The following is a 24671-nucleotide window of genomic DNA, read 5'->3' as shown; positions in this document are numbered from 1 at the left end:
TCAGGTCAGTTGAGAATCACCACGGCGGGGTATTCGTACAGCCGGGCCGAGGTGATGTGGGCCAGTGCACGCAGGGTTTCCAGCGGTTGGTCGAGGCGGTAGTTGCCGGTGACCGCGACCTGCTCCAGTTGCGCATTGCGGCTGATGATCAAGCCTGGGTAGTAGCGACGAACCTCCGCCAGCACCTGGCTTAGCGGGCAGTTCTCGAACACCAGGCGGCCTTCGATCCAGGCCAGGTCTTTTTGCATGTCGGCGCGCTGGCGCTGGCCAAAGCCCTGAGGGCCGACGCTGATGCTGTCGCCGGCGCTGAGGCGGATGCGCTGCTCGCTGGCGGCTTGCAGGTCGACATCGCCACGCTGCACGCGCACTTGCGCCTGGCCATCCAGGTAGCGCACGGCAAAGTCGGTATCGCGCACGCTGGCTCGCAGCGGGCCTGCCTGCACTTCCAGCGGTGCCTGGCTGCCGGCCGGCACCTGGAAGTAGGCCTCGCCCTGCAGCAGGCGGGCAACCTGCCGCCCTTCTCGGCTGTCGCTGGCAAAGGCCGAGTTGGTGTTGAGCAGCACCTTGGCGCCGTCATCGAGCTGCAGGCGCTGGCGCTCGCCGACCACGGTGAGGTGGTCGGCCTGCAGGCGCACCGGCAGATTGCCGAAGGTGAACAGCCCGACCAGCAACACGGCGGCAGTGGCCAACGGCTTCCAGTGGCTGCGCAGGCGCCCGCCGAAGGAGCGTTTGCGCTGTTGCTGCAGTTGGCCGGCGGCCTGGCGCAATGGCGCTCCGTTCCAGAGCGCTTCGGCCTCGACATAGGCCTCGGCGTTTTCAGGTTCGGCGCCCAGCCAGTGCTCGAAGGCCTGAGTGTCGTGTTCATCGGCGCACTGCAAACGGATCAGCCAGTCCATCGCTTCCTCGCGGGCACGGGCGCGGGCATCAGGCTCGGCAGGTGTCGGGCGAGGGGTGGGCTGGTCGGTCACGGAGGGTCCTTGCGGGGGCTTTTTTGCGCATGATCGGCGCAGGCCCGGCGCATGGCAAGGGCTTTGCGCAAGTGCGCGGCGAGTGGTCGCGTTACTGGTGCCGTGCGGCGACGCCCATGCAGATGGCCATGATCAGTTTCAGTTCCTTCTGCACCGTGCTGGCCGACACGTTCAACTGCTCGGCGATCTCGAGGTAGCTGGCGCCATGCAGGCGGCTCTGGATGAAAATGCGCTGCTGGCGCTCGGTCAGCTGGCCAAGGCTGAGACTCAGGTGCTTGAGCAATTGCTCGGCATGGGCGGCATCCTCGCTGCTGCCGGCGGGCGCGGCGACGTTGTGCAGCACTTGTTCGGGCACGTCGTCGACCAGGGTACGAGCCTGGACCCGGCGGGCGCGCAGGTGGTCCAGGGCGAGGTTGCGCGCGGTCTGGAACACGAAGGGCTCAAGGTGATCGATCGGCCGCTCGCCCAGGGCGCGGGTAACCCGCAGGTAGGTTTCCTGCAGCAGGTCCTCGGCGGTGCTGGGGTTGCCGACCATGCGCTGCAAGGTGCGCAGCAGGCTGAGGCGCTGGGTGAGGAAGACTGAATTGAACCGGGATTGACTCACGGGGGGACCTGGCCACTGTGGGGTGAATGATAATGCTTATCATCCGTGCGGCAGGTCAAGTGTTGAAATGTCACGAACAGGTAAAGATTGCGCTTTACGCGGGTCCTGTAGCGGCCTTGCCGGGGCGCCGGACCGGCCGGAAAGGGCTGCAGAGCAGCCCCAGCAATCTGGTGACCTGCACAGATCCTGGGGCCGCTTCGCGCCCCTGTTCGCGGCACGAGGCCGCTCCTACAGGGATCGCGTAAGTAGTTACTTGGCGCTGAACAGCGCCAGGCAGTTGTCCAGCATGCGGTTGGAGAACGCCCACTCGTTGTCGTACCAGGCCAGCACCTTGAGCATGCGGCCATTGGCGCGGGTGTGGTTGGCGTCGAAGATCGACGACAGTGGGTTGTGGTTGAAGTCGCAGGACACCAGCGGCAGCGCGTTGTAGCCCAGCACCCGCGAATGGCGGCTGGCCTCGAGGAACAGCTGGTTGACCTCTTCGCTGGTGGTTTCACGCTGCAGGTTGACCGTGAGGTCGACCAGCGACACGTTGATCACCGGCACCCTCACCGCCATGCCGGTGAGCTTGCCGGCCAGTTCCGGCAGCACCAGGCCCACCGCCTCGGCGGCGCCGGTCTTGCTCGGGATCATCGACTGGGTGGCCGAGCGTGCGCGGTACGGATCGGCGTGGTACACATCGGTGAGCACCTGGTCATTGGTGTAGGCGTGGATGGTGGTCATCAGCCCCTGCTCGATACCGAACTCGCGGTGCAGCACCTGGGCCACGGGGGCCAGGCAGTTGGTGGTGCACGACGCATTGGAAATGATCTGGTGCGAGGCGCGCAGTACGTCGTGGTTGACCCCGTACACCACGGTGGCGTCGGCGCCCTTGGCCGGTGCGCTGATGATCACCTTGCCAGCGCCGGCGGCCAGGTGCGCGGCGGCCTTGGCGCGCTCGGTGAACAGCCCGGTGCATTCGAACACCACGTCGATGGCCAGGGCTTTCCAGGGCAGCTCGGCGGGGTTGCGGATGGCGCTGACGGCAATGCGGTCGCCGTTGACGGTGAGGCTCTCGTGGTCGGCCTCCACCTTTGCATCGAAATGGCCGTGAACGCTGTCGTACTTGAGCAGGTGGGCGTTCATCGCGCTGTCGCCCAGGTCGTTGATGGCGACGACCTGCAGGTCCTGACGGTAGCCGTGCGTGTAGAGTGCGCGCAGGACGTTGCGTCCGATGCGGCCGAATCCGTTGATGGCGATGCGTAGGGTCATGGCGTTACCTCTGGCAGTCGGGTGAAGCCTGTGGCAAAAAGGCAGCTTCACTGAAACGGTTTTGTTATTGGAATTACAAGATTATTCACTGCGTGATAGAAAACAAGCCTTTTTAGTGGCAGTATTTTGTTAAATCTACAACGAGTGGCCGGGCAGGCCGCTCCACGAATGTGCCGGGTACCTTTACTGCAAGCCTAGGCCGCAATCGTTTGGAGGGAAAATGCCCGTCGAAGCCGCCCTTACCGTTAGCCTGGAGTCCAGTACATGCACCCGCGCATCCTTGAGGTCACCGCACGGCTGATCGAACGCAGCCGTCCCACCCGTGAACGCTACCTTGAGCTGATCCGCGGCGCGGCCAGTGACGGACCGATGCGCGCCAGCCTGCAATGCGCCAACTTCGCCCATGGCGTGGCCGGCTGCGGGGCCGACGACAAGCAGACCTTGCGCCTGATGAACGCCGCCAACGTGGCCATCGTCTCGTCATATAACGACATGCTCTCGGCCCACCAGCCGTACCTGCACTTCCCCGAGCAGATCAAGCAGGCCCTGCGCGAGGTCGGCTCGGTCGGCCAGTTCGCTGGCGGTGTGCCGGCCATGTGCGATGGCGTCACCCAGGGCGAGCCGGGCATGGAGCTGGCCATCGCCAGCCGCGAAGTGATCGCCATGTCCACCGCCATCGCCCTGTCCCACAACATGTTCGACGCCGCCCTGATGCTGGGCATCTGCGACAAGATCGTCCCCGGGCTGATGATGGGGGCGCTGCGCTTCGGCCACCTGCCGACCGTTTTCGTCCCCGGCGGGCCGATGGTCTCGGGCATCTCCAACAAGCAGAAAGCCGACGTGCGCCAGCGCTACGCCGAGGGCAAGGCCACCCGCGAAGAGCTGCTCGAATCGGAAATGAACAGCTACCACGGCCCCGGCACCTGCACTTTCTACGGCACCGCCAACACCAACCAGCTGGTGATGGAAGTGATGGGCATGCACCTGCCCGGCGCCTCGTTCGTCAACCCCTACACGCCCCTGCGTGATGCCCTTACCGCCGAGGCGGCGCGCCAGGTCACGCGCATGACCAAGGCCGGTGGCAACTTCATGCCGATCGGCGAAATCGTCGACGAGAAGGCGCTGGTCAACTCGATTGTCGCCCTGCACGCCACCGGCGGCTCGACCAATCACACCCTGCACATCCCGGCCATCGCCCAGGCCGCTGGTATCCAGCTGACCTGGCAGGACATGGCCGACCTGTCCGAGGTGGTGCCGACCCTGTCCCACGTGTATCCGAACGGCAAAGCCGACATCAACCATTTCCAGGCTGCTGGCGGCATGGCCTTCCTCATCCGCGAACTGCTCGATGCCGGGCTGCTGCACGAGGACGTCAACACCGTGGCCGGCCCCGGGCTACGTCGCTACACCCAGGAGCCGTTCCTCGACGACGGCCAGCTGGTCTGGCGCGAAGGCCCGCAGCAGAGCCTCGACGAGAGCATACTGCGCCCGGTGGCGCGGCCGTTCTCGGCCGAGGGCGGCCTGCGGGTGATGGAAGGCAACCTGGGCCGTGGGGTGATGAAAGTCTCCGCCGTGGCCCCCGAACACCAGGTGGTGGAGGCCCCGGCGCGGGTATTCCACGACCAGCAGGCGCTGGCCGATGCGTTCAAGGCCGGCGAGCTGGAACGCGACTTCGTCGCCGTGGTGCGCTTCCAGGGCCCGCGCTGCAACGGCATGCCCGAGCTGCACAAGTTGACGCCGTTCCTCGGCGTGCTGCAGGACCGTGGCTTCAAGGTGGCGCTGGTCACCGACGGGCGTATGTCCGGCGCCTCGGGCAAGATCCCGGCGGCCATCCATGTGTGCCCGGAGGCCTTCGACGGCGGCCCGCTGGCGCGGGTGCGCGATGGTGATATCGTGCGGGTCGACGGTGTCGAGGGCACGCTGCGGATCATGGTTTCGGCCGAGGAACTGGCCAGCCGCGAGCTGCCCGAGCCGCCCCAGGGCAACGACCTGGGTTGCGGCCGCGAACTGTTCGGCTTCATGCGCGTGGCGTTCAGCTCGGCAGAGAAGGGCGCCAGTGCCTTCACCTCTGGCCTGGAGAATCTCAAGTGAACGAGCTGCTGGTTGGCGACATTGGTGGTACCAACGCACGTTTTGCCCTGTGGCGCGACAACCAGCTGCACGCGGTCCAGGTGCTGGCTGCGGCCGACTACACCAGCCCCGAACAGGCGATCGAGGCCTACCTGGGCGAGCAGGGCATCGCCCGTGGTGGCCTGGCGGCGGTATGCCTGTCCGTGGCCGGACCGGTGGATGGCGATGAGTTTCGCTTCACCAACAACCACTGGCGCCTGAGCCGGCAAGCGTTTTGCCAGACCTTGCAGGTCGGGCGGCTGCAATTGATCAACGACTTCTCGGCCATGGCGCTGGGCATGACCCGCCTGCGCGAAGGCGACTATCGAGACGTCTGTGCGGGCCAGGCCGACCCTTCGCGCCCGGCGCTGGTGATCGGCCCGGGCACCGGCCTGGGAGTGGGCAGCCTGCTGCGTCACGGCGAGCAGTGGCTGGCGCTGCCGGGCGAGGGTGGCCATGTCGACCTGCCGGTGGGCAATGCCCGCGAGGCGGCGATCCATCAGGAAATTCATCGGCAGATCGGCCATGTCAGTGCCGAGACCGTGCTCAGTGGCGGTGGCCTGGTGCGCTTGTACCAGGCCATGTGTGCGCTCGATGGCGACACGCCGAAGCACAAGACCCCGGCGCAGATCACCGATGCGGCGCTGGCCAGCGAGCCACGGGCGCTGGCGGTGGTCGAGCAGTTCTGCCGATTCCTCGGCCGGGTGGCGGGCAACAATGTGCTCACCCTGGGCGCGCGGGGTGGCGTGTATATCGTCGGCGGGGTGATCCCGCGCTTTGCCGAGCTGTTCCTGCGCAGTGGCTTTGCCACGAGTTTTGCCGACAAGGGCTGCATGAGCGGGTATTTCGCCGGGGTGCCGGTGTGGCTGGTGACCGCGGAGTTTTCCGGGTTGCTGGGGGCGGGGGTGGCGCTGCAGCAAGCGTTGGGTAGCTGAAGCACAAGGTGATTGCTGTGGGAGCGGGTTTACCCGCGAATGCGGCGGCTGCCTTACCGACGCTTTCGCGGGTGAACCCGCTCCCACAGGATCCAAATAGCAGGCAGAAGATCTGCGCATACAAGAGGACGGACCATGATGACCACTGCCGGCAAATCGATCCTGATGGTCGACGACGACCAGGACATTCGCGAGCTGCTGCAAACCTACCTCAGCCGTGCCGGTTTCCAGGTGCAGGCCGAGCCTGACGGGCAGTCCTTTCGCCGGGCACTGGACGCCAACCCCTGCGACCTGGTGATCCTCGATGTGATGCTGCCCGACGAAGACGGCTTCAGCCTGTGCCGCTGGGTACGCCAGCACCCCCGGCTGTCACGGGTACCGATCATCATGCTCACCGCCAGCTCCGACGAGGCCGACCGGGTCATCGGCCTGGAGCTGGGCGCCGACGACTACCTGGGCAAACCCTTCAGCCCGCGCGAGTTGCAGGCGCGAATCAAGGCCCTGCTGCGCCGCGCCGACTTCGGCCAGGCCGCATCGACCAGCGCCGTGCTTGCGTTCGACGACTGGCGCCTGGACACGGTCAGCCATCGCCTGTTCCACCGCGATGGTGAAGAAGTGATCCTCTCCGGCGCCGACTTCGCCCTGCTCAAGCTGTTCCTCGACCACCCCCAGCAGATTCTCGACCGCGACACCATCGGCAATGCCACCCGTGGGCGCGAGCCAATGCCCCTGGACCGCATCGTCGACATGGGCGTCAGCCGCCTGCGCCAGCGCCTGCGCGACACCGAAAAACCACCCCGGCTGATCCGCACCGTGCGTGGCAGCGGCTACTTGCTGGCGGCCCATGTCAGCCCGGCTTGACGAGCGGCGCTGGCGCCTGCTGCCACGTTCGTTGCTGGGGCGCATGCTGCTGCTCACCTTGCTGGTGGTGGTGCTGGCCCAGGGGCTGTCCAGCCTGATCTGGGTCGCCCAGCTGCGCGCCAGCCAGTTGCAGGGCCTGCGGGCCAGCGCCAGCAGCCTGGCCCATTCGATGAGCGCCAGCGTCAGCTACTTCCGTTCGCTGCCGGTGGCCTACCGGCCAATGGTGCTCGACCAGTTGCGCAGCATGGGCGGCACGCGCTTTTTCGTGTCGCTCAACGTCAAGCCGCTGGACATGCCGGTGTTGCCCATCACCCCGCGCAAGCAGGCGGTGATCGAGGTGTTCCAGCAGGTGCTGCACGAACGCCTCGGGCAGCAGATGGACATTTCGGTGGAGTTCGTCAGCCCCGACGACCTGCGCATTTTCAACAGCGGCCTGAAGCTCGATGAGCTGCCGCGTTCGTGGGCGCATTACTCGCTGACCCTCGAACCGCTCAACCCGCCGGTGCTGGTCACCCAGATCCGCCTGGGCGAGGGCGAGTGGCTGTATATCGCCTCGCTGCTGCCCGAGCCCTACACCAGCCTTGAAGCCGAACGCCTGCCCCGCCAGCAGATCGGTTTCATCGCCCTGACCACCGCCCTGTTGCTGCTGTTCATCGGCTTGCTGGTGCACTGGCAGAGCCGGCCGCTCAAGCGCCTGGCACGGGCCGCGCGGGAGCTGTCGCTGGGCGCCGACGTGGCACCGGTGGCCGAAGGCGGCGGCAGTGAAGTGGTGGAAGTGGGGCGGGCATTCAACAATATGCGCGAGCGCATCAGCCGCTACCTGACCGAGCGCTCGCAATTGTTCAGCGCCATCTCCCACGACCTGCGCACACCGATCACCCGCCTGCGGCTGCGGGTCGAGCTGCTGGACGACGAGGCCTTGCAGGCCAAGTTCAGCCGTGACCTCGATGAGCTGGAGCTGCTGGTCAAGGGGGCGCTGCAATGCGTGAAGGACACCGACATCCACGAGAACATCGAGCCGATCGACCTCAACCAGGTGCTGGAGCTGCTGGCCGAGCCTTATCTGCGCGATGGCCGCATCACCCTCGAAGGCCGGGCGCTGGCGCCGTATCCGGGCAAGTCGCTGGCCCTGCGCCGCTGCATCGGCAACCTGATCGACAACGCCATCAAGTACGGCGAGCGGGCGCAGCTGCGCATCATCGACAGTGCCGAGAGCTTCGTGCTGCAGGTCGATGATCAGGGGCCGGGGGTGCCGGAGCAGCGTTTGGAGCAGGTGTTCGAGCCGCACTTCCGCCTGGCCGGGCAGCAGCAGGGGTATGGGCTGGGGCTGGGGATTGCGCGCAACATCGCCCATAGCCATGGCGGTGAGGTGAGTTTGCTGAACCTGCGCGAGGGTGGGTTGCGGGTGACGCTGTACCTGCCGCGCACACCCGATTGAGATGCCCCCTGTAGGAGCGGCCTTGTGCCGCGAAAGGGCCGCTCCTACACAAAAAGCGATGTCACCAGGTGGTGACAATCCGGCGAGCCTTCGTGACATGCCACCCAGGACGGCTGGCTAGAATCGGCTGACAACTACAAGGAAGACGCCAATGACCCGCAGCTGGCTCGATTCCCCCGTACACCACGCCTGGCTTACCAGCGAGGCCCTGCGCCTGCTCGATTTCGCCAAGGCCGCACGCCTGCCCCAGGGCTTCGGCAACCTCGATGACAATGGCCGCCTGCCGCGCGGCGCCCTCGCTGAAACCCTGAATACCACCCGCATGACCCACAGCTTTGCCCTGGCCCATCTGCAGGGCGTGCCGGGCTGCCTGCACCTGGTCGAGCATGGCGTCGCCGCCCTGCAGGGCCCGCTGTGCGATGCCGATTGCGGCGGTTGGTTCGCTCACCCTGAAGGCCAGGGTGGCAGCGACAAGGCCGCCTACCTGCACGCCTTCGTCGCCCTGGCCGCCAGTTCGGCAGTGGTGGCGGGCGTTGCCGCCGCACCCCGCTTGCTGGAGCAAGCGATCGATGTCATCGAGGCCCGCTTCTGGCGTGAGGAGGAGGGCGCCTTATGCGAATCCTTCACCCGCGACTGGCAGCAGCCCGAAGCCTACCGTGGTGCCAACAGCAACATGCATGGCGTCGAGGCATTCCTCGCCCTGGCCGATGTGACGGGCCATACGCGATGGCTGGACCGCGCCCTGCGCATCGTCGAGCGGCTGATCATTGGCCAGGCTGCCAGCGACGGGTTTCGCGTCACCGAGCATTTCGACGCCCACTGGCAGGCGCTGCCGGACTACAACCGCGACAACCCCGGCGACGGCTTTCGCCCTTATGGCGCCACCCCCGGCCATGCCTTCGAGTGGGCGCGCCTGTTGCTGCATCTGGAAGCGGCCCGGCAGCGCGCCGAGTTGCCGGTGCCGAGGGCATTGTTGACGGCAGCCAAAGGCCTGTTCGACAACGCCTGCCGCCACGCCTGGCACGCCGACGGCGCCCCGGGCCTGGTCTACACCCTGGACTGGCGCGACCGCCCGGTGGTGCGCGAGCGCCTGCACTGGGTGCATGCCGAGGCCAGCGCCACCGCCGCCGCCTTGCTGCGGCGCACCGGCGAGCGGCAGTACGAGCAGTGGTACCGCGGCTTCTGGGACTTCATCGCCACGCATTTCATCGACCGCGTGCACGGCAGTTGGCACCACGAGCTGGACCCGAGCAACCAGCCCAGCGCACGCATCTGGGGCGGCAAGCCCGATCTCTACCACGCGCTGCAGGCCCTGTTGCTGCCGCGCCTGCCGCTGGCGCCGAGCCTGGCTACTGCGCTGGCTTTGTAACCAAACGCTGACATTCGCGCATCCGTTCGTTACCTGGCGCCGGGTGCGAGGTCCTTACACTCACTGCAAAGCAAGCGAAAGCCTTGCCACGCATAACAACAAGAAAGGTATTCCCCATGCATTCGACGCTTCGTCTCGCCGCCGCGATCTCGCTCGCCTCCCTCTACTCCCTCAGCAGCCATGCCGCCGATGCCAAAGGCAGCGTGGAAGTCGTCCATTGGTGGACTTCCGGCGGTGAAAAGGCCGCCGTGGATGTGCTCAAGGCCCAGGTCGAAAAAGACGGTTTCACCTGGAAGGACGGCGCGGTTGCCGGCGGCGGTGGTGCCACCGCCATGACCGTGCTCAAGAGCCGCGCAGTGGCCGGCAACCCGCCGGGCGTGGCGCAGATCAAGGGGCCGGATATCCAGGATTGGGCGTCCACGGGTTTGCTCGATACCGATGTACTGAAGGACGTTGCCAAGCAAGAGCAGTGGGACAACCTGCTCGACAAGAAAGTCGCCGACACCGTGAAGTACGAAGGTGACTATGTGGCCGTACCGGTGAACATCCACCGCATCAACTGGCTGTGGATCAACCCCGAGGTGTTCAAGAAGGCCGGCATCGACAAGGCGCCGACCACCCTCGACGAATTCTACGCGGCAGGCGACAAGCTCAAGGCCGCCGGTTTCATCCCGCTCGCCCACGGTGGCCAGCCATGGCAGGACAGCACGGTGTTCGAAAGCGTGGTGCTCTCGGTGATGGGCGTGGATGGCTACAAGAAGGCCCTGGTCGACCTCGACGAAGAAGCCCTGACCGGCCCCGAGATGGTCAAGGCGCTGACCGAGCTGAAGAAGGTTGCCACCTACATGGACCCCGACGGCAAGGGCCAGGACTGGAACCTGGAAGCCGCCAAGGTGATCAACGGCAAGGCCGGCATGCAGATCATGGGTGACTGGGCCAAGAGCGAGTGGACCCTGGCCAGGAAAACCGCCGGCAAGGACTATCAGTGCGTAGCGTTCCCCGGCACCGACAAGGCCTTCCTCTACAACATCGATTCGCTGGTGGTGTTCAAGCAGAAGGATAAAGGCACCGCGGCGGGCCAGCAGGACATCGCCCGCAAGGTGCTGGGCGAGGACTTCCAGAAGGTGTTCAGCACCAACAAGGGCTCGATCCCGGTACGCAACGACATGCTCGCCGACATGGGCAAGTACGGCTTCGACGCCTGCGCCCAGACCTCGGCCAAGGACTTCCTGGCCGACGCCAAGAGCGGCGGGCTGCAGCCGAGCATGGCGCACAACATGGCCACCACGCTGGCCGTGCAGGGCGCGTTCTTCGATGTGGTGACCAACTACATCAACGACCCCAAGGCTGACCCGGCCGATGCGGCGAAGAAGCTGAACGCGGCAGTCAAAGCGGCCAAGTAAGGATCTGACGGCCCTATCGCCGGCAAGCCGGCTCCCACAGGTACACCCATCAGTCTCAGGGCGCCTGTACCTGTGGGAGCTGGCTTGCCAGCGATGAGGCCAGTGCAGGCAACCTCGCATCGAGAATCCAGACCATGACCACTGCAACCGCCCGCCTGCGGGCCTCACCCCTGGACGCGCTTCAGCGCTGGCTGCCAAAACTGGTGCTGGCACCGAGCATGTTCATCATCCTGGTGGGGTTCTACGGCTACATCCTGTGGACCTTCGTCCTCTCGTTCACCACCTCGACCTTCCTGCCCACCTACAAATGGGCCGGGCTTGCGCAGTACGCACGGCTTTTCGACAACGACCGCTGGTGGGTAGCCAGCAAGAACCTGCTGCTGTTTGGCGGCCTGTTCATCGCCATCACCCTGGCCATCGGTGTGTTCCTGGCCGTGCTGCTGGACCAGCGCATTCGCCGCGAAGGCTTTATCCGCACCATCTACCTGTACCCCATGGCGCTGTCGATGATCGTCACCGGCACCGCCTGGAAGTGGCTGCTCAACCCCGGCATGGGCCTGGACAAGCTGCTGCGCGACTGGGGCTGGGAGGGCTTTCGGCTGGACTGGCTGATCGACCCGGACCGGGTGGTGTACTGCCTGGTGATCGCTGCGGTGTGGCAGGCCTCGGGCTTCATCATGGCGATGTTCCTCGCCGGCCTGCGCGGGGTCGACCAGTCGATCATCCGCGCCGCGCAACTGGATGGCGCCAGCCTGCCGCGCATCTACTGGACGGTAGTGCTGCCCAGCCTGCGCCCGGTGTTCTTCAGTTCGCTGATGATCCTGGCGCACATCGCCATCAAGAGCTTCGACCTGGTCGCAGCCATGACCGCCGGCGGCCCCGGCTACTCCTCCGACCTGCCGGCGATGTTCATGTACGCCTTCACCTTCAGCCGCGGGCAGATGGGCATGGGCTCGGCCAGCGCCATCCTGATGCTCGGCGCCATCCTGGCGATCATCGTCCCCTACCTGTATTCGGAGCTGCGGGGTAAACGCCATGACTAGCCCTGTCGATAAACCCACATTGAGCTTCAGCCGCATTGCCATCCATGCCGTGCTGCTGCTCGCCGTGCTGCTGTACCTGGTGCCGCTGGTGGTGATGCTGCTGACCAGCTTCAAGACCCCCGAAGACATCAGCACCGGCAACCTGCTGAGCTGGCCCACGGTGTTCACCGGCATCGGCTGGGCCAAGGCCTGGGCCACGGTCAACGGCTACTTCGTCAACTCGATCCTGATCACCGTGCCGGCGGTGCTGATCTCCACCACCATCGGCGCGCTCAACGGCTACGTGCTGTCGATGTGGCGCTTCCGTGGCTCGCAGCTGTTCTTCGGGTTGCTGCTGTTCGGCTGCTTCCTGCCGTTCCAGACCGTGCTGCTGCCGGCCTCGTTCACCCTCGGCAAGCTCGGCCTGGCCAGCACCACCAGCGGCCTGGTGCTGGTGCACGTGGTGTACGGGCTGGCCTTCACCACGCTGTTCTTCCGCAACTACTACGTGAGCATCCCGGATGCGCTGGTGAAGGCCGCGCGCCTGGATGGCGCCGGGTTCTTCACCATCTTCGGGCGGATCATCCTGCCGATGTCGACACCGATCATCATGGTCTGCCTGATCTGGCAGTTCACCCAGATCTGGAACGACTTCCTGTTCGGCGTGGTGTTCTCCAGCGGCGACTCGCAGCCGATCACCGTGGCCCTCAACAACCTGGTCAACACCAGCACCGGGGCCAAGGAATACAACGTCGACATGGCCGCGGCGATGATCGCCGGGCTGCCGACGCTGCTGGTCTACGTGATTGCGGGCAAGTATTTCGTGCGCGGGCTGACCGCCGGCGCGGTTAAGGGGTAAGTCATGGCAACGCTCGAACTTCGCAACGTGAACAAGACCTACGGCGCCGGTTTGCCGGATACGCTCAAGGACATCCAGCTGGCGATCAAGGACGGCGAGTTCCTGATCCTGGTCGGCCCCTCGGGCTGCGGCAAGTCCACCTTGATGAACTGCATCGCTGGCCTTGAGAACATCAGTGGCGGGGCGATCCTGATCGACGACGAGGACGTCAGCGGCATGAGCCCGAAGGATCGCGACATCGCCATGGTGTTCCAGTCCTACGCGCTGTACCCGACCATGAACGTGCGCGACAACATCGCGTTCGGGCTGAAGATCCGCAAGCTGCCCCAGGCGGCCATCGACGAGGAGGTGGCGCGGGTCGCCAAGCTGTTGCAGATCGAGCACTTGCTGGGCCGCAAGCCCGGCCAGCTGTCCGGCGGCCAGCAGCAGCGCGTGGCCATGGGCCGGGCGCTGGCGCGGCGGCCGAAGATCTACCTGTTCGACGAACCGCTGTCGAACCTCGACGCCAAGCTGCGGGTAGAGATGCGCACCGAGATCAAGCTGATGCACCAGCGCCTGAAGACCACCACGGTGTACGTCACCCACGACCAGATCGAGGCCATGACCCTGGGTGACAAGGTGGCGGTGATGAAGGACGGGCTGATCCAGCAGTTCGGCACGCCGCAGCAGATCTACAACGACCCGGCCAACCTGTTCGTCGCCAGCTTCATTGGCTCGCCCCCGATGAACTTCATCCCGGTGCGCCTGAGCCGCCAGGACGGCCGGGTGCTGGCGCTGCTCGACAGTGGCCAGGCGCGCTGCGAGCTGCCGCTGGGGGTGGACGCCGATGTGCTGGACGGGCGCGAGGTCATCCTGGGTGTACGCCCGGAGCAGATTTGCCTGGGGGGCGCTGAGGGCAACGGCCTGCCGGGCATCCGCGCCGAAGTGCAGGTGACCGAGCCCACCGGGCCGGACCTGCTGGTGTTCGTCACCCTCAACCAGACCAAGGTCTGCTGCCGCCTGGCGCCGGATGTGGCGTGCCGGGTGGGCGACAGCCTGAACCTGCAGTTCGACCCGGCGCGGGTGCTGCTGTTCGACGCCGCCAGCGGCGAGCGGCTGGACCTGGCTGCTACCGCGGTGAAGGACAACGTGACGCGTTTCAAAGGTCGTTAAACCGTTCTGTTAATAACAAGAAAAGAGGACGCAAAGGGATGGAACAGCGCAATCGCATCAGGACATTGGGCTCGCTGGCACTGCTGGCCATGGTCGGCAGCAGCGGGGCCCAGGCTGCCGAGGCTTTCTCGTCGGAATCGAAATGGATGACCGGCGACTGGGGCGGCACCCGCACCGAGCTGCTGGACAAAGGCTATGACTTCACCCTCGACTACGTCGGCGAGGTGGCCGGCAACCTGCACGGTGGCTACAACGACGACAAGACTGCGCGCTACAGCGACCAGTTCGCCCTCGGCGCGCACCTGGACCTGGAGAAGATCTTCGGCTGGCACGATGCCGAGTTCAAACTGGCGATCACCGAACGCAGTGGGCGCAACCTGTCCAACGACCGCATCAGCGACCCACGCGCCGGGCAGTTCAGCTCGGTGCAGGAAGTCTGGGGCCGTGGCCAGACCTGGCGCCTGACGCAGATGTGGGTCAAGCAGAAGTACTTCGACGGGGCGCTGGACGTGAAAGTTGGCCGCTTCGGCGAAGGCGAGGACTTCAACAGCTTCCCCTGCGACTTCCAGAACCTGGCGTTCTGCGGCTCGCAGGTGGGCAACTGGGTGGGTGGCATCTGGTACAACTGGCCGGTCAGCCAGTGGGCGCTGCGGGTGAAATACAACATCACCCCGGAATTCTTCGTCCAGGTCGGTGCCTACGAGCAGAACCCCTCGAACCTGGAAACCGGCAACGGCTTCAAGCTCAGCGGCAGCGGCACCAAGGGCGCGATCCTGCCGGTGGAAGCGGTGTGGTCGCCCAAGGTCAACGGCCTGCCGGGCGAGTACCGCCTGGGCTACTACTACAGCACCGCCAAGGCCGACGACGTGTATGACGACATCAACGGCAACCCGCAGGCATTGACCAAGCAGGACTTCAAGTCGCACTCCAGCAAGCATGGCTGGTGGGTGGTGGCGCAGCAACAGGTGACCGCCCACGCCAGCGACGCCAGCCGTGGCCTGAGCCTGTTCGCCAACTTCACCGTGCACGACAAGGCCACCAACGTGGTCGACAACTACCAGCAGGTCGGCCTGGTGTACAAAGGCGCCTTCGATGCCAGGCCCAAGGACGATATCGGTTTCGGCGTGGCGCGCATCCACGTCAACGACGATGTGAAGAAACGCGCCGAGCTGCTCAACGCCCAGTCCGGTATCAATGACTACGACAACCCAGGCTTCGTGCCGCTGCAGCGCACCGAGTACAACGCCGAGCTCTACTACGGCTTCCACGTCACCAACTGGCTGACGGTGCGACCGAACCTGCAGTACATCAAGAGCCCGGGCGCGGTGGACGAGGTGGATAACGCGCTGGTCGCGGGGTTGAAGATTCAGTCGTCATTCTGAGACGAATTGTTGTAAATTTACGCCATCCATTTTCGGCCCTCCGCTAACCACTGGTCTGCAGTGGTTAGCGGGTACGGGCCGAGACAGCGCTATCTCGAACAACAAAAGAGCTTGGAACCATGGCCGAACATCCGCTACATCGCTTCTTCACCTCGCAACGGCCGAGGCCGACCTTCGAGTGGGAGCGTTACCAGCAGCGCGATGTGCTGATCATCGACCACCCGCGCTGCCAGGCGGTGTTCAGCCGCCAGGGCGGGCAATTGCTGCATTTCCAGCCGACCGGTGAAAAGCCCTGGCTGTGGTGCGCCGAACAGTGGCCGCAGGTTGGCGCCATCCGCGGTGGCGTGCCGGTGTGCTGGCCCTGGTATGGCCGCCACCCCAGCGAGGACCTGTGGCCGGCCCATGGCTGGGCGCGGTTGCTGGACTGGAAGCTGGTGGACAGCCGCGAGGACGAGGAGGGCGTGACCTTGAAGTGGCGCCTGGACCTGTGCGACTGGCAGGTCGACCTGCATGCGCGCCTGGGCGCCAGCATGGAACTGAGCCTGAGCACCGAGCACCAGGACAGCGAACCCTGCCAGTTGAGCCATGCGCTGCTGGCTTACTGGCGGATCAGTGACGTGTCGAAGATAGCGCTGTCTGGGCTTGAGGACATCGAAGGCTACGACCGCCTCAACCGCCAGGCTTGCCGTGAGGACGGCGCGTTGACACTCAAGGGCGGCTGCCAGAAGGTCTATCCCGGCACGCCCAGGGTGCAGTTGCAGGACCCGGCCTGGCAGCGCGAGTTGTGCATCGACACCGGCGACAGCGATGACACCGTGGTCTGGCACCCGGGCAACCGCCCGCTGATGGGCGTGAGCGGGCGCGAGTGCCAGGGTTTCGTCTGCGTCGAGGCGGCCAGTGGCAGCGACGAAGGGCTGAGCCTGATGCCGGGCGAGCGTGCGCACCTGCGGCTGCAGGCGCACCGCCTCAGTTGAGGTCGTCGTCCTCGATCGGGTAGCGGCTGGCGTTGAGGCTTTCCTTGATCTTGCGCAGGTGCGGCTGGAAGTCCACGCCGCGGCGCAGGGTCATGCCGGTGGCGAGCACGTCGAGCACGGTGAGCTGGATGATCCGCGAGGTCATCGGCATATAGATGTCGGTGTCCTCCGGCAGCGGAATGTGCAGGCTCAAGCTGCAGGCCTGGGCCAGTGGCGAGCCGGCGGCGGTCAGGCCGAGCACCGAGGCGCCGTTTTCCCGCGCCACGCGCGCCACCTCGACCAGCTCACGGGTGCGCCCGGTGTAGGAGATGATCACGAACAGGTCGCCGGTGTGGGCCACCGACGCCAGCATGCGCTGCATCAGCACATCGGCATGGGCCGACACGGCCAGGTTGAAGCGGAAGAACTTGTGCTGCGCATCGAGGGCCACCGGGGCGGAAGCGCCGAGGCCGAAGAAGTGGATCTGCCGGGCCTGGATCATCATGTCCACGGCGCGGCTGACCTGCTGCGGGTCGAGTTGCTGGCAGGCGCTGTCGAGCGAGGCGATGGCGCTGCCGAAGATTTTCTGGGTGTAGGCCGCCGGGTCGTCGTCGGCCTCCACCGCGCGGCTCACATAGGCCGCGCCGCTGGCCAGGCTCTGCGCCAGTTGCAGCTTGAGTTCGGGGTAGCCGTTGACGCCGAACGAGCGGCAGAAGCGGTTGACGGTCGGTTCGCTGACCGAGGCCGCCTGGGCCAGTGCGGCAATGCTGAAGCGGGTGGCTTGTTGCGGGTTGAGCAGGATGACTTCGGCGACTTTGCGTTCGGCCTTGTTCAACTCGTCCAGGCGGCCCTGGATCTGTTCCAGGAGGTTGCGCACGCGGTCCATGGGGTGTCCTTGGTCGGCTCTAGGTGACAGCCGGCTGGCGGGGCAGCAGGCTTTTTGCAGTGTTGTGTATCCTACTGGCGGTGAGATTGTCACACCACTGGGTTGTAATAGATGTGGATAATGTTGTGGTTTTTACTACATTAGGCCTTGAAAACCCGCTTTGAAAGCGGTATTCCTAGCTCAACTTTAATAAAAGAACCAACATCATGGCTGCGATCAGTGTCGAACCTTGCACCTTTGCCCTGTTTGGCGCCCTGGGCGACCTGGCATTGCGCAAGCTGTTTCCCGCGCTCTACCAGCTCGACCGTGCCAACCTGCTGCACCCGGACACCCGGCTGCTGGCCCTGGCCCGTGAGCCGGGCACCGCGCAGGAGCACCTGGGCACCATCGAGGCGCACCTGCGCCGCCATGTCCCCGACGCGGACATCGACGCCGTTGCCCTGGGTCGCTTCCTCGAGCGCCTGAACTACCTGCATGTGGACTTCGTCCAGCCCGAGGACTACCAGGCGCTGGTCGATCAGGCGCCAGGCGAGCTGCCACTGATTGCCTACTTCGCCACGGCCGCCGCAGTCTACGGCGCGATCTGCGAGAACCTCGACAAGGCCGGCCTGGCGCCACGCACCCGGGTGGTGCTGGAAAAGCCCATCGGCCACGACCTGGAGTCGTCGCGCCGGGTCAACGACGCCGTGGCACGTTTCTTCCCGGAAAACCGTGTCTACCGCATCGACCACTACCTGGGCAAGGAGACGGTGCAGAACCTGATCGCCCTGCGCTTCGCCAACAGCCTGTTCGAAACCCAGTGGAACCAGAACTCCATCTCCCACGTGGAGATCACCGTCGCCGAAAAGGTCGGCATCGAAGGCCGCTGGGGCTACTTCGACAAGGCCGGCCAGCTGCGCGACATGATCCAGAACCACCTGTTGCAGCTGCTCTGCCTGATCGCCATGGACCCGCCCAGCGACCTGTCCGCCGACAGTATCCGCGACGAGAAGGTCAAGGTGCTCAAGGCCCTGGCGCCAATCACCGGTGAAGGCCTGAGCACCCGCGTGGTGCGTGGCCAGTACATCGCCGGCTACAGCGACGGCAAGCCGGTGCCGGGTTACCTGGAAGAAGACAACGCCAATGCCCAGAGCGACACCGAAACCTTCGTCGCCCTGCGCGCCGATATCCGCAACTGGCGCTGGTCGGGCGTGCCGTTCTACCTGCGCACCGGCAAGCGCATGCCCGGCAAGCTGTCGCAGATCGTCATCCACTTCAAGGAGACGCCGCACTACATCTTCGCCCCGGAACAGCGCCTGCAGATCGGCAACAAGCTGATCATCCGCCTGCAACCGGACGAAGGCATCTCGCTGCGGGTGATGACCAAGGAGCAGGGCCTGGACAAAGGCATGCAACTGCGCAGCGGCCCGTTGCAACTGAATTTCTCCGACACCTGGCGCAGCGCACGGATTCCCGACGCCTACGAGCGCTTGCTGCTGGAAGTGATGCGCGGCAACCAGAACCTGTTCGTGCGCAAGGACGAAATCGAATACGCCTGGAAATGGTGCGACCAGCTGATCGCCGGCTGGAAGACCAGCGGCGATGCGCCCAAGCCCTACGCGGCCGGTTCCTGGGGGCCAATGAGCTCGATTGCACTGATTACACGTGATGGGAGGGCCTGGTATGGCGATATCTGAACTGCAACTGCCGGCGAGCGTGAAGGCGCATGCGTTGGCCGATTCGAACACCCTGGCGGCGACCCTGGCCCATGACGTGGCCGAGCGCCTGCGCCAGGCCATCGCCAGCAAGGGCCAGGCCTGCGTGGTGTTGTCCGGCGGGCGCAGCCCGGTGCCGTTCCTCGAGCAGCTGGCCGCTCAAGCGCTGGACTGGTCGAAGGTGACCGTGAGCCTGGCCGACGAGCGCTGGGTGCCGGTGGAGCATACCGACAGCAACGCCGGCTTGCTGGCCCGCCACCTGCTCAAGGGCGCGGCGGCCAAGGCACGCTTCGTCGGCCTTTACCAGGCGGCCGCCAATCTGGAAGCCGCTGCCGACCAGGCCGACCAGGTGCTGGCCGACTTGCCGCCGATCGATGTACTGGTGCTGGGCATGGGCGACGATGGCCACACCGCCTCGCTGTTCCCGGCCAGCCCCAACCTGCGCCAGGGCCTGGCCAAGGTGGGTGAGCGCCGCTGCCTGCCGATGCTGGCGCCCAGCGTGCCGCACCAGCGCCTGAGCATGACCCGCGCGCTGCTGGGCAGTGCCGGCTTCACCGCCTTGTCCGTGCAAGGCCCGGGCAAACTCGCTACCCTGCGCGCCGCGCTGGCGGGCAACGACCTTACCGAAATGCCGATTCGCGCCTTTCTTCACGACCCCCTGAGCATCTACTGGTGCCCATGAGCCAAGGATCCACAGTCATGACCACCCTCGAACGCCCACAGCCTTTGCTCTCGATGGCTGAGAAAGCCGAACGCATCGACGCAATCTGCGCCAAGGCACGCATCCTGCCGGTGATCACCATCGCCCGCGAGCAGGACATCCTGCCGCTGGCCGACGCCCTGGCCGCCGGTGGCATCCGTACCCTGGAAGTGACCCTGCGCTCGGCGCTGGGCCTCAAGGCCATTCAGGTGCTGCGTGAGCAGCGCCCGGAGCTGTGCGTGGGTGCCGGCACCGTGCTCGACCGCAGCATGTTCGCCGCGGTCGAGGCCGCAGGCGCGCAATTCGTCGTCACCCCGGGCATCACCCAGGACATTCTCGAAGCCGGCGTGCAGAGCGACATCCCGCTGTTGCCCGGCATCAGCACGCCGTCCGAGATCATGATGGGCTACGCCCTGGGCTACCGCCGCTTCAAGCTGTTCCCGGCCGAGATCAGCGGCGGCGTGGCGGCGATCAAGGCCTTCGGTGGCCCGTTCGGCGATATCCGCTTCTGCCCTACGGGCGGGGTGAACCCGGCCAACGTGCGCAACTACATGGCACTGCCGAATGTGATGTGCGTGGGCGGCACCTGGATGCTCGACAGCAGCTGGATCAAGAACGGCGACTGGGCGCGTATCGAGGCGTGCAGCGCCGAGGCGATGGCGCTGCTGGACTGACCGATTTCGTTGTGTGCTACACGGCTTGTGGGGCGCTTGGTCGGCGCCCCTTTTTTTTGCCTGTGCGGGCCCCATCGCGTACGGGCATAAAAAAGCCCGCATCACAGATGCGGGCTCTTGACCGATAGGCTATTGCTTACGCCGCCTTGGCCTCTTGCTGGCTCAGGGAGCGGTTCAGCGCACTGAACAGCGCCTTGAAGCTGGCGGTGGTGATGTTCTCGTCGATGCCCACGCCGTGCACCGGGCGGCCACCGGCCACGCGCAGCTCGATGTACGCAGCTGCCTTGGCGTTGGTGCCGGCGCCAATGGCGTGCTCGTTGTAGTCCATGATCTCCACGTTGACCGGCAAGCCGGCAACCAAGGCTTCCAGGGCGCCGTTGCCCTTGCCGTGCCAGTGCAGGGTGGACTCGCCTTCACCGGAGACTTCCACTTGCACGTGGCTGCTGCCGTTCTCTTCCTGCAGGCGGTGGCTGACCAGTGCATACGGCGCGTTGGCCTGCAGGTATTCCTTCTGCAGCAGTTTGTAAATCTGCTGGGCGGTCATTTCCAGGCCCAGGCGGTCGGTTTCACCCTGTACCACCTGGCTGAACTCGATCTGCATGCGGCGCGGCAGGCTGATGCCGTATTCCTGCTCGAGCAGGTAGGTGATGCCGCCTTTGCCCGACTGGCTGTTGACGCGGATCACCGCCTCGTAGCTGCGGCCGATGTCGGCCGGGTCGATCGGCAGGTACGGCACTTCCCACAATTCGCCTTCCTGCTGCTTGGCGAAGCCCTTGCGGATGGCATCCTGGTGCGAGCCGGAGAAGGCGGTGTGGACCAGGTCGCCGACGTAGGGGTGACGTGGGTGCACCGGCAGCTGGTTGCACTCCTCGACGACCTTGCGCACGCCGTCGATGTCGGAGAAGTCCAGTTGCGGGTCGATGCCCTGGGTGTAGAGGTTCAATGCCAGGGTCACCAGGTCGACGTTACCGGTGCGCTCGCCGTTGCCGAACAGGCAGCCTTCGGCGCGGTCGGCGCCGGCCATCAGGCCCAGCTCGGTGGCGGCGATGCCGGTGCCACGGTCGTTGTGGCAGTGCAGGCTGATGATCACGCTGTCGCGGCGGCTGACATTGCGGCAGAACCATTCGATCTGGTCGGCGTAGATGTTCGGCGTGGCGACTTCGACGGTGGCCGGCAGGTTGAGGATGACCTTGTGCTCAGGGGTCGGGTTCCACACCTCGATTACCGCGTCGCACACCTCTTTGGCGAACTCCAGCTCGGTGGCGCTGAAGGTTTCTGGCGAGTACTGGAAGGTCCAGTGGGTTTCCGGCTGCTGGGCGGCGTACTTGACGAACAGCTTGGCAGCGTTGACCGCAATGTCCTTGACGCCTTGCTTGTCCTGGTTGAAGACGATGCGGCGGAACGCCGGGCAAGTGGCGTTGTACAGGTGGACGATGGCCTTCTTGGCGCCGCGCAGGGATTCGAAGGTACGGGCGATCAGGTCTTCACGGGCCTGGGTGAGCACCTGGATGGTGGTGTCGTCCGGGATGTGGCCGTCTTCGATCAGGGTGCGCACGAAGTCGAAGTCGGTTTGCGAGGCGGATGGGAACGACGCCTCGATTTCCTTCACGCCGACCTGCACCAGGGTCTTCCAGAAACGCAGCTTCTTCTCCGAATCCATCGGCTCGATCAGCGACTGGTTGCCATCACGCAGGTCGGAACTGCACCAGATCGGCGCCTGGGTGATGGTTTTCGACGGCCAGGTGCGGTCGGGCAGGTCGATGGTCGGGAAGGCGCGATATTTCTTCGAAGGGTCTTTGAGCATGGTCATGGAAGCAATCCTTTTATGTGCGGCCGAAATCGGGCCTGCCAAACGATAACGAGATGAAAAGGCGAGGCGATGCGATTCAGCCTGGTAGTCGTGCGCTGACCAGGCAGAGGCTGCGGTGTTGTCGGAGCAGGATGAGGGTGCTGAAGGTTTTCATGTGCTCAACCCTAACCAGTGGGGTGGGGGATGGCAAGGCTTCAGAAAAAATTGAGAGGAATGCTTAAAAAAAGCAGTTGTTCGAGATTTTGTGGCTGAAATTTTGAGGAATGGTTGAAAACTTTGCGGTGTATTTTGGGATGGCGCAAGACGGGTGAGTTGATGCCAGCCATGCTGGCCCTTTCGCGGGCTTGCCCGCGAAGAGGGCGGCTCGGTCTCAGGGCTGGAACGCACCAATGAAGATCGCCGGGTCCACCCGCGCATCGTTGAGGCTGACGTTCCAGTGCATGTGCGGCCCGGTGGCGCGCCCGGTCGAGCCTACCCGCCCGACCACCTCGCCACGGCGCAGCACCTGGCCTGGCTGCACGTCAATCTTGGACATGTGGCAGAACATGCTGATGAAGCCCTGGCCATGGTCGACGAACACCGTGCGGCCATTGAAGAAGTAATCGCCCACCAGGATCACCTTGCCATTGGCCGGGGTCTTGATCGGCGTGCCGGCGGGCACGGCGAAGTCCAGCCCGGCGTGGGGGTTGCGCTCTTCGCCATTGAAGAAGCGGCGCACGCCGAACTTGCTCGACAGCGGGCCATTGACCGGCTTGTCGAGGATCAGGTTGCTCGGCAGCGTGGGGCTGAAGCTGCGGTAGGCCTTCACTTGCTCGGCCAGTTCGCGGTCGATGCGCTTGAGGTCGTCGGGCTCGGGGTTGACCTGGCGTTTGTTCTTCAGGGTGATGTGCTGTTCGGGGTACTTCTTGCTGCCGACGGTGAAGGGCAGGGTGCGGCCGCCCTGGGTGAGTACGGCGTTGCCGGGCTTTTGCGTCAGCGGGATGCCGACGATGGCCAGCCAGGTGTCCTGCTCCTTGACCACCAGCACCGGCTTGCCATCGAAGCGGGCGCTCGGGGCGCTGGCCGAAGGGCCGAGGTCGACCACCGCGACGCCGCCGGGCACCGGCTTGTCGAGGGTGCGGGTGATGTAGCTGGCCTGGGCAGCGGTGACCGGCAGCAGCAGGAACAGGGCGAGCAGGGGGGCGAACAGGCGGGGCATGTGTCAGTCCAGTAGCGAAAGGGTGACCGGAGTCTGGTGGTTGTCCTCGACCCGCACCTTGAGTTCGCCTTCATTGAGGCGTGCGGTCAGGCGCTGGCCGTTGTGGGTCTGGGCGGCGCTGCGGATGGCCTGGCCGCGTTCGTCGAGCAGGATGCTGTAGCCGCGGGCCAGGGTCGCCAGCGGGCTGACCACCTGCAGGGTCTGCAGTTGTGCCTGGAAGCGCTGGCGGCGGTCCTTGAGCACTTCGCGCATGGCCCGCGGCAGGCGTTCGCCAAGGCTGTCCAGGCGTTGCTTGAGCAGCTTCAGCGCGCGGCCGGGGTGTTGCGCGGCCAGGCGGGTATCGAGACGGCCCAGGCGCTCATGGCGGCGTTGCAGGCTGAGCATGAAGGCGCGGCGCATGCGCATGTCCAGGTCATCCAGGCGCTGGGCCTGCTGGCGCAAGCGCTCGCCTGGGTGGCGCAGGCGCCGGGCCAGGCCATCGACGCGCAGGCGATCGTGGGCCAGGCGATTCTGGATGCGCAGCAACAGGCGCCGCTGCAGGCTGTCGAGGCGCTGTTGCAGGCCGCTGCTGTCGGGGGCGAGCAGTTCGGCGGCGGCCGACGGGGTGGGTGCGCGCACGTCGGCGACGAAGTCGCTGATCGACACGTCGGTCTCGTGGCCCACGGCGCTGACGATGGGCGTTACGCAGGCTGCCACGGCGCGGGCCACGGCTTCTTCGTTGAAGCACCAGAGGTCTTCCAGCGAGCCGCCGCCACGGGCCAGGATCAGCGCATCGAAGCCCTGGCGGTCGGCCAGCTGCAGGGCACGGACGATCTGCGCGATGGCCTCGCGGCCCTGTACGGCGGTGGGGATCAGGTTCAGCTCGACCTGTGGCGCGCGGCGGCCGAACACGCTGATGATGTCGCGGATCACCGCGCCGGTGGGCGAGGTGATGATGCCGATGCGCTGCGGGTGCGCCGGCAGCGGCTGCTTGCGCTCGGTGCTGAACAGGCCTTCGGCGCCGAGTTTTTCCTTCAGGGCCTCGAAGGCCAGGCGCAGGGCGCCGTCACCGGCCGGTTCGACGGTGTCGAGGATAAGCTGGTAGTCGCCACGGCCTTCGAACAGCGAGACCTTGCCGCGCACCTTGACCGCCAGGCCGTCGCGCAGTGCCTGGCGCACGCGCAGGGCGTTCTGGCGGAACAGTGCGCAGCGGATTTGCGCGCCGTTGTCCTTGAGGGTGAAGTACAGGTGCCCGGAGGCTGGGCGGGCCAGGTTGGAGATTTCGCCTTCCACCCAGACGCTGCGGAACACGTCTTCCAGCAGCACCCGGGCGCGGCCGTTGAGTTGGCTGACGGTGAGGACCTCGCGGTCCAGGCCGAGTCGTTCGAAGGGGTCTTTGATCATGGGGGGCATGATAAGGGGGA

The 24671-nt window shown here is 65.5% G+C and carries 21 protein-coding genes; 14 read left to right on the top strand and 7 right to left on the bottom strand.

Annotation, left to right across the window (positions count from 1 at the left end):
• Positions 1-5: 5 nt before the first annotated feature.
• From L6D77_RS09655 to gap, 3 genes are all read right to left on the bottom strand, one after another.
• The gene (locus tag L6D77_RS09655) at positions 6-968 is read right to left on the bottom strand and encodes a FecR family protein (protein WP_232883154.1); all 963 of its coding nucleotides are present in this window, start codon (positions 966-968) and stop codon (positions 6-8) included.
• 91 nt (positions 969-1059) lie between these two features.
• On the bottom strand, positions 1060-1572 hold the full coding sequence (locus tag L6D77_RS09650; RefSeq protein WP_232883155.1) for an RNA polymerase sigma factor: 513 nt from the start codon (positions 1570-1572) through the stop codon (positions 1060-1062).
• A gap of 249 nt (positions 1573-1821) precedes the next feature.
• The gene (gene gap, locus L6D77_RS09645) at positions 1822-2823 is read right to left on the bottom strand and encodes a type I glyceraldehyde-3-phosphate dehydrogenase (RefSeq protein ID WP_232883156.1); all 1002 of its coding nucleotides are present in this window, start codon (positions 2821-2823) and stop codon (positions 1822-1824) included.
• A 264-nt stretch (positions 2824-3087) separates the two neighbouring features.
• On the opposite strand from gap, the gene edd reads away from it, so the two are divergent.
• From edd to L6D77_RS09590, 11 genes are all read left to right on the top strand, one after another.
• Positions 3088-4914 (top strand): phosphogluconate dehydratase, encoded by a 1827-nt coding sequence (gene edd / locus L6D77_RS09640; protein WP_232883157.1) that lies wholly within the window; start codon positions 3088-3090, stop codon positions 4912-4914.
• A complete protein-coding gene (locus tag L6D77_RS09635; RefSeq protein ID WP_232883158.1) occupies positions 4911-5867 on the top strand; it encodes a glucokinase in 957 nt (318 codons plus the stop codon). Before edd ends, L6D77_RS09635 begins: the two co-directional genes overlap by 4 nt.
• A 138-nt stretch (positions 5868-6005) precedes the next feature.
• The gene (locus L6D77_RS09630; RefSeq protein ID WP_232883175.1) at positions 6006-6728 is read left to right on the top strand and encodes a response regulator; all 723 of its coding nucleotides are present in this window, start codon (positions 6006-6008) and stop codon (positions 6726-6728) included.
• Positions 6712-8166 carry an ATP-binding protein gene (locus tag L6D77_RS09625; RefSeq protein ID WP_232883159.1) on the top strand — a complete coding sequence of 485 codons (1455 nt, stop codon included), beginning with the start codon at positions 6712-6714 and terminating at the stop codon, positions 8164-8166. The genes L6D77_RS09630 and L6D77_RS09625 overlap by 17 nt, the downstream gene beginning before the upstream one ends.
• 151 nt (positions 8167-8317) lie before the next feature.
• A complete protein-coding gene (locus tag L6D77_RS09620) occupies positions 8318-9535 on the top strand; it encodes a D-mannose isomerase (protein WP_232883160.1) in 1218 nt (405 codons plus the stop codon).
• A gap of 116 nt (positions 9536-9651) precedes the next feature.
• Complete coding sequence (locus L6D77_RS09615; RefSeq protein WP_232883161.1) at positions 9652-10938, top strand: ABC transporter substrate-binding protein; 1287 nt, start codon at positions 9652-9654, stop codon at positions 10936-10938.
• Between the two features lie 134 nt (positions 10939-11072).
• Positions 11073-11981: a carbohydrate ABC transporter permease gene (locus tag L6D77_RS09610; RefSeq protein WP_232883162.1), complete on the top strand. Its 909-nt coding sequence runs from the start codon at positions 11073-11075 to the stop codon at positions 11979-11981.
• Positions 11974-12819 (top strand): carbohydrate ABC transporter permease, encoded by an 846-nt coding sequence (locus L6D77_RS09605; protein WP_232883163.1) that lies wholly within the window; start codon positions 11974-11976, stop codon positions 12817-12819. The genes L6D77_RS09610 and L6D77_RS09605 overlap by 8 nt, the downstream gene beginning before the upstream one ends.
• A 3-nt stretch (positions 12820-12822) precedes the next feature.
• Positions 12823-13971 (top strand): ABC transporter ATP-binding protein, encoded by a 1149-nt coding sequence (locus tag L6D77_RS09600; RefSeq protein ID WP_232883164.1) that lies wholly within the window; start codon positions 12823-12825, stop codon positions 13969-13971.
• Between the two features lie 89 nt (positions 13972-14060).
• Positions 14061-15353 carry a carbohydrate porin gene (locus tag L6D77_RS09595; RefSeq protein WP_232883176.1) on the top strand — a complete coding sequence of 431 codons (1293 nt, stop codon included), beginning with the start codon at positions 14061-14063 and terminating at the stop codon, positions 15351-15353.
• Positions 15354-15472: 119 nt separating this feature from the next.
• The gene (locus tag L6D77_RS09590) at positions 15473-16327 is read left to right on the top strand and encodes a D-hexose-6-phosphate mutarotase (protein WP_232883165.1); all 855 of its coding nucleotides are present in this window, start codon (positions 15473-15475) and stop codon (positions 16325-16327) included.
• Here L6D77_RS09590 and hexR read toward each other — a convergent pair.
• Positions 16320-17183 (bottom strand): DNA-binding transcriptional regulator HexR, encoded by an 864-nt coding sequence (gene hexR / locus L6D77_RS09585; protein WP_208642789.1) that lies wholly within the window; start codon positions 17181-17183, stop codon positions 16320-16322. The two genes, L6D77_RS09590 and hexR, sit on opposite strands and share 8 nt — an antisense overlap.
• Before the next feature lie 215 nt (positions 17184-17398).
• Here hexR and zwf point away from each other — a divergent pair, with 215 nt between their 5' ends.
• The 3 genes from zwf to L6D77_RS09570 are packed head-to-tail and all read left to right on the top strand — an operon-like array spanning position 17399 to position 20260.
• The gene (gene zwf, locus L6D77_RS09580; RefSeq protein ID WP_232883166.1) at positions 17399-18868 is read left to right on the top strand and encodes a glucose-6-phosphate dehydrogenase; all 1470 of its coding nucleotides are present in this window, start codon (positions 17399-17401) and stop codon (positions 18866-18868) included.
• Positions 18855-19568, top strand: a complete 714-nt coding sequence (gene pgl / locus L6D77_RS09575) for a 6-phosphogluconolactonase (RefSeq protein WP_232883167.1) — start codon at positions 18855-18857, stop codon at positions 19566-19568. The genes zwf and pgl overlap by 14 nt, the downstream gene beginning before the upstream one ends.
• A 17-nt stretch (positions 19569-19585) precedes the next feature.
• A complete protein-coding gene (locus L6D77_RS09570; protein WP_232883168.1) occupies positions 19586-20260 on the top strand; it encodes a bifunctional 4-hydroxy-2-oxoglutarate aldolase/2-dehydro-3-deoxy-phosphogluconate aldolase in 675 nt (224 codons plus the stop codon).
• Positions 20261-20396: 136 nt separating this feature from the next.
• Here L6D77_RS09570 and leuA read toward each other — a convergent pair whose 3' ends face one another.
• From leuA to xseA, 3 genes are all read right to left on the bottom strand, one after another.
• On the bottom strand, positions 20397-22070 hold the full coding sequence (gene leuA, locus L6D77_RS09565; protein ID WP_232883169.1) for a 2-isopropylmalate synthase: 1674 nt from the start codon (positions 22068-22070) through the stop codon (positions 20397-20399).
• A gap of 370 nt (positions 22071-22440) precedes the next feature.
• Positions 22441-23268, bottom strand: a complete 828-nt coding sequence (locus L6D77_RS09560) for a M23 family metallopeptidase (RefSeq protein WP_232883170.1) — start codon at positions 23266-23268, stop codon at positions 22441-22443.
• 3 nt (positions 23269-23271) lie between these two features.
• On the bottom strand, positions 23272-24651 hold the full coding sequence (gene xseA, locus L6D77_RS09555) for an exodeoxyribonuclease VII large subunit (protein WP_232883171.1): 1380 nt from the start codon (positions 24649-24651) through the stop codon (positions 23272-23274).
• Positions 24652-24671 lie beyond the last annotated feature (20 nt).

The organism is Pseudomonas parasichuanensis, from assembly GCF_021601385.1.
GTDB classification, from domain to species: domain Bacteria; phylum Pseudomonadota; class Gammaproteobacteria; order Pseudomonadales; family Pseudomonadaceae; genus Aquipseudomonas; species Aquipseudomonas parasichuanensis.
The sequence above is the reverse complement of the archived record's forward strand: the minus strand, read 5'-3'. Positions and strand labels throughout refer to the sequence as shown.

Bases quoted from the DNA above. Each gene is read 5' to 3' on its own strand.
- gap (WP_232883156.1), bottom strand. From the start codon at position 2,823: ATGACCCTACGCATCGCCATCAACGGATTCGGCCGCATCGGACGCAAC.
- edd (WP_232883157.1), top strand. From the start codon at position 3,088: ATGCACCCGCGCATCCTTGAGGTCACCGCACGGCTGATCGAACGCAGC.
- L6D77_RS09630 (WP_232883175.1), top strand. From the start codon at position 6,006: ATGACCACTGCCGGCAAATCGATCCTGATGGTCGACGACGACCAGGAC.
- L6D77_RS09625 (WP_232883159.1), top strand. From the start codon at position 6,712: ATGTCAGCCCGGCTTGACGAGCGGCGCTGGCGCCTGCTGCCACGTTCG.
- L6D77_RS09620 (WP_232883160.1), top strand. From the start codon at position 8,318: ATGACCCGCAGCTGGCTCGATTCCCCCGTACACCACGCCTGGCTTACC.
- L6D77_RS09615 (WP_232883161.1), top strand. From the start codon at position 9,652: ATGCATTCGACGCTTCGTCTCGCCGCCGCGATCTCGCTCGCCTCCCTC.
- L6D77_RS09610 (WP_232883162.1), top strand. From the start codon at position 11,073: ATGACCACTGCAACCGCCCGCCTGCGGGCCTCACCCCTGGACGCGCTT.
- L6D77_RS09605 (WP_232883163.1), top strand. From the start codon at position 11,974: ATGACTAGCCCTGTCGATAAACCCACATTGAGCTTCAGCCGCATTGCC.
- L6D77_RS09600 (WP_232883164.1), top strand. From the start codon at position 12,823: ATGGCAACGCTCGAACTTCGCAACGTGAACAAGACCTACGGCGCCGGT.
- L6D77_RS09595 (WP_232883176.1), top strand. From the start codon at position 14,061: ATGGTCGGCAGCAGCGGGGCCCAGGCTGCCGAGGCTTTCTCGTCGGAA.
- L6D77_RS09590 (WP_232883165.1), top strand. From the start codon at position 15,473: ATGGCCGAACATCCGCTACATCGCTTCTTCACCTCGCAACGGCCGAGG.
- zwf (WP_232883166.1), top strand. From the start codon at position 17,399: ATGGCTGCGATCAGTGTCGAACCTTGCACCTTTGCCCTGTTTGGCGCC.
- pgl (WP_232883167.1), top strand. From the start codon at position 18,855: ATGGCGATATCTGAACTGCAACTGCCGGCGAGCGTGAAGGCGCATGCG.
- L6D77_RS09570 (WP_232883168.1), top strand. From the start codon at position 19,586: ATGACCACCCTCGAACGCCCACAGCCTTTGCTCTCGATGGCTGAGAAA.
- leuA (WP_232883169.1), bottom strand. From the start codon at position 22,070: ATGACCATGCTCAAAGACCCTTCGAAGAAATATCGCGCCTTCCCGACC.
- L6D77_RS09560 (WP_232883170.1), bottom strand. From the start codon at position 23,268: ATGCCCCGCCTGTTCGCCCCCCTGCTCGCCCTGTTCCTGCTGCTGCCG.
- xseA (WP_232883171.1), bottom strand. From the start codon at position 24,651: ATGATCAAAGACCCCTTCGAACGACTCGGCCTGGACCGCGAGGTCCTC.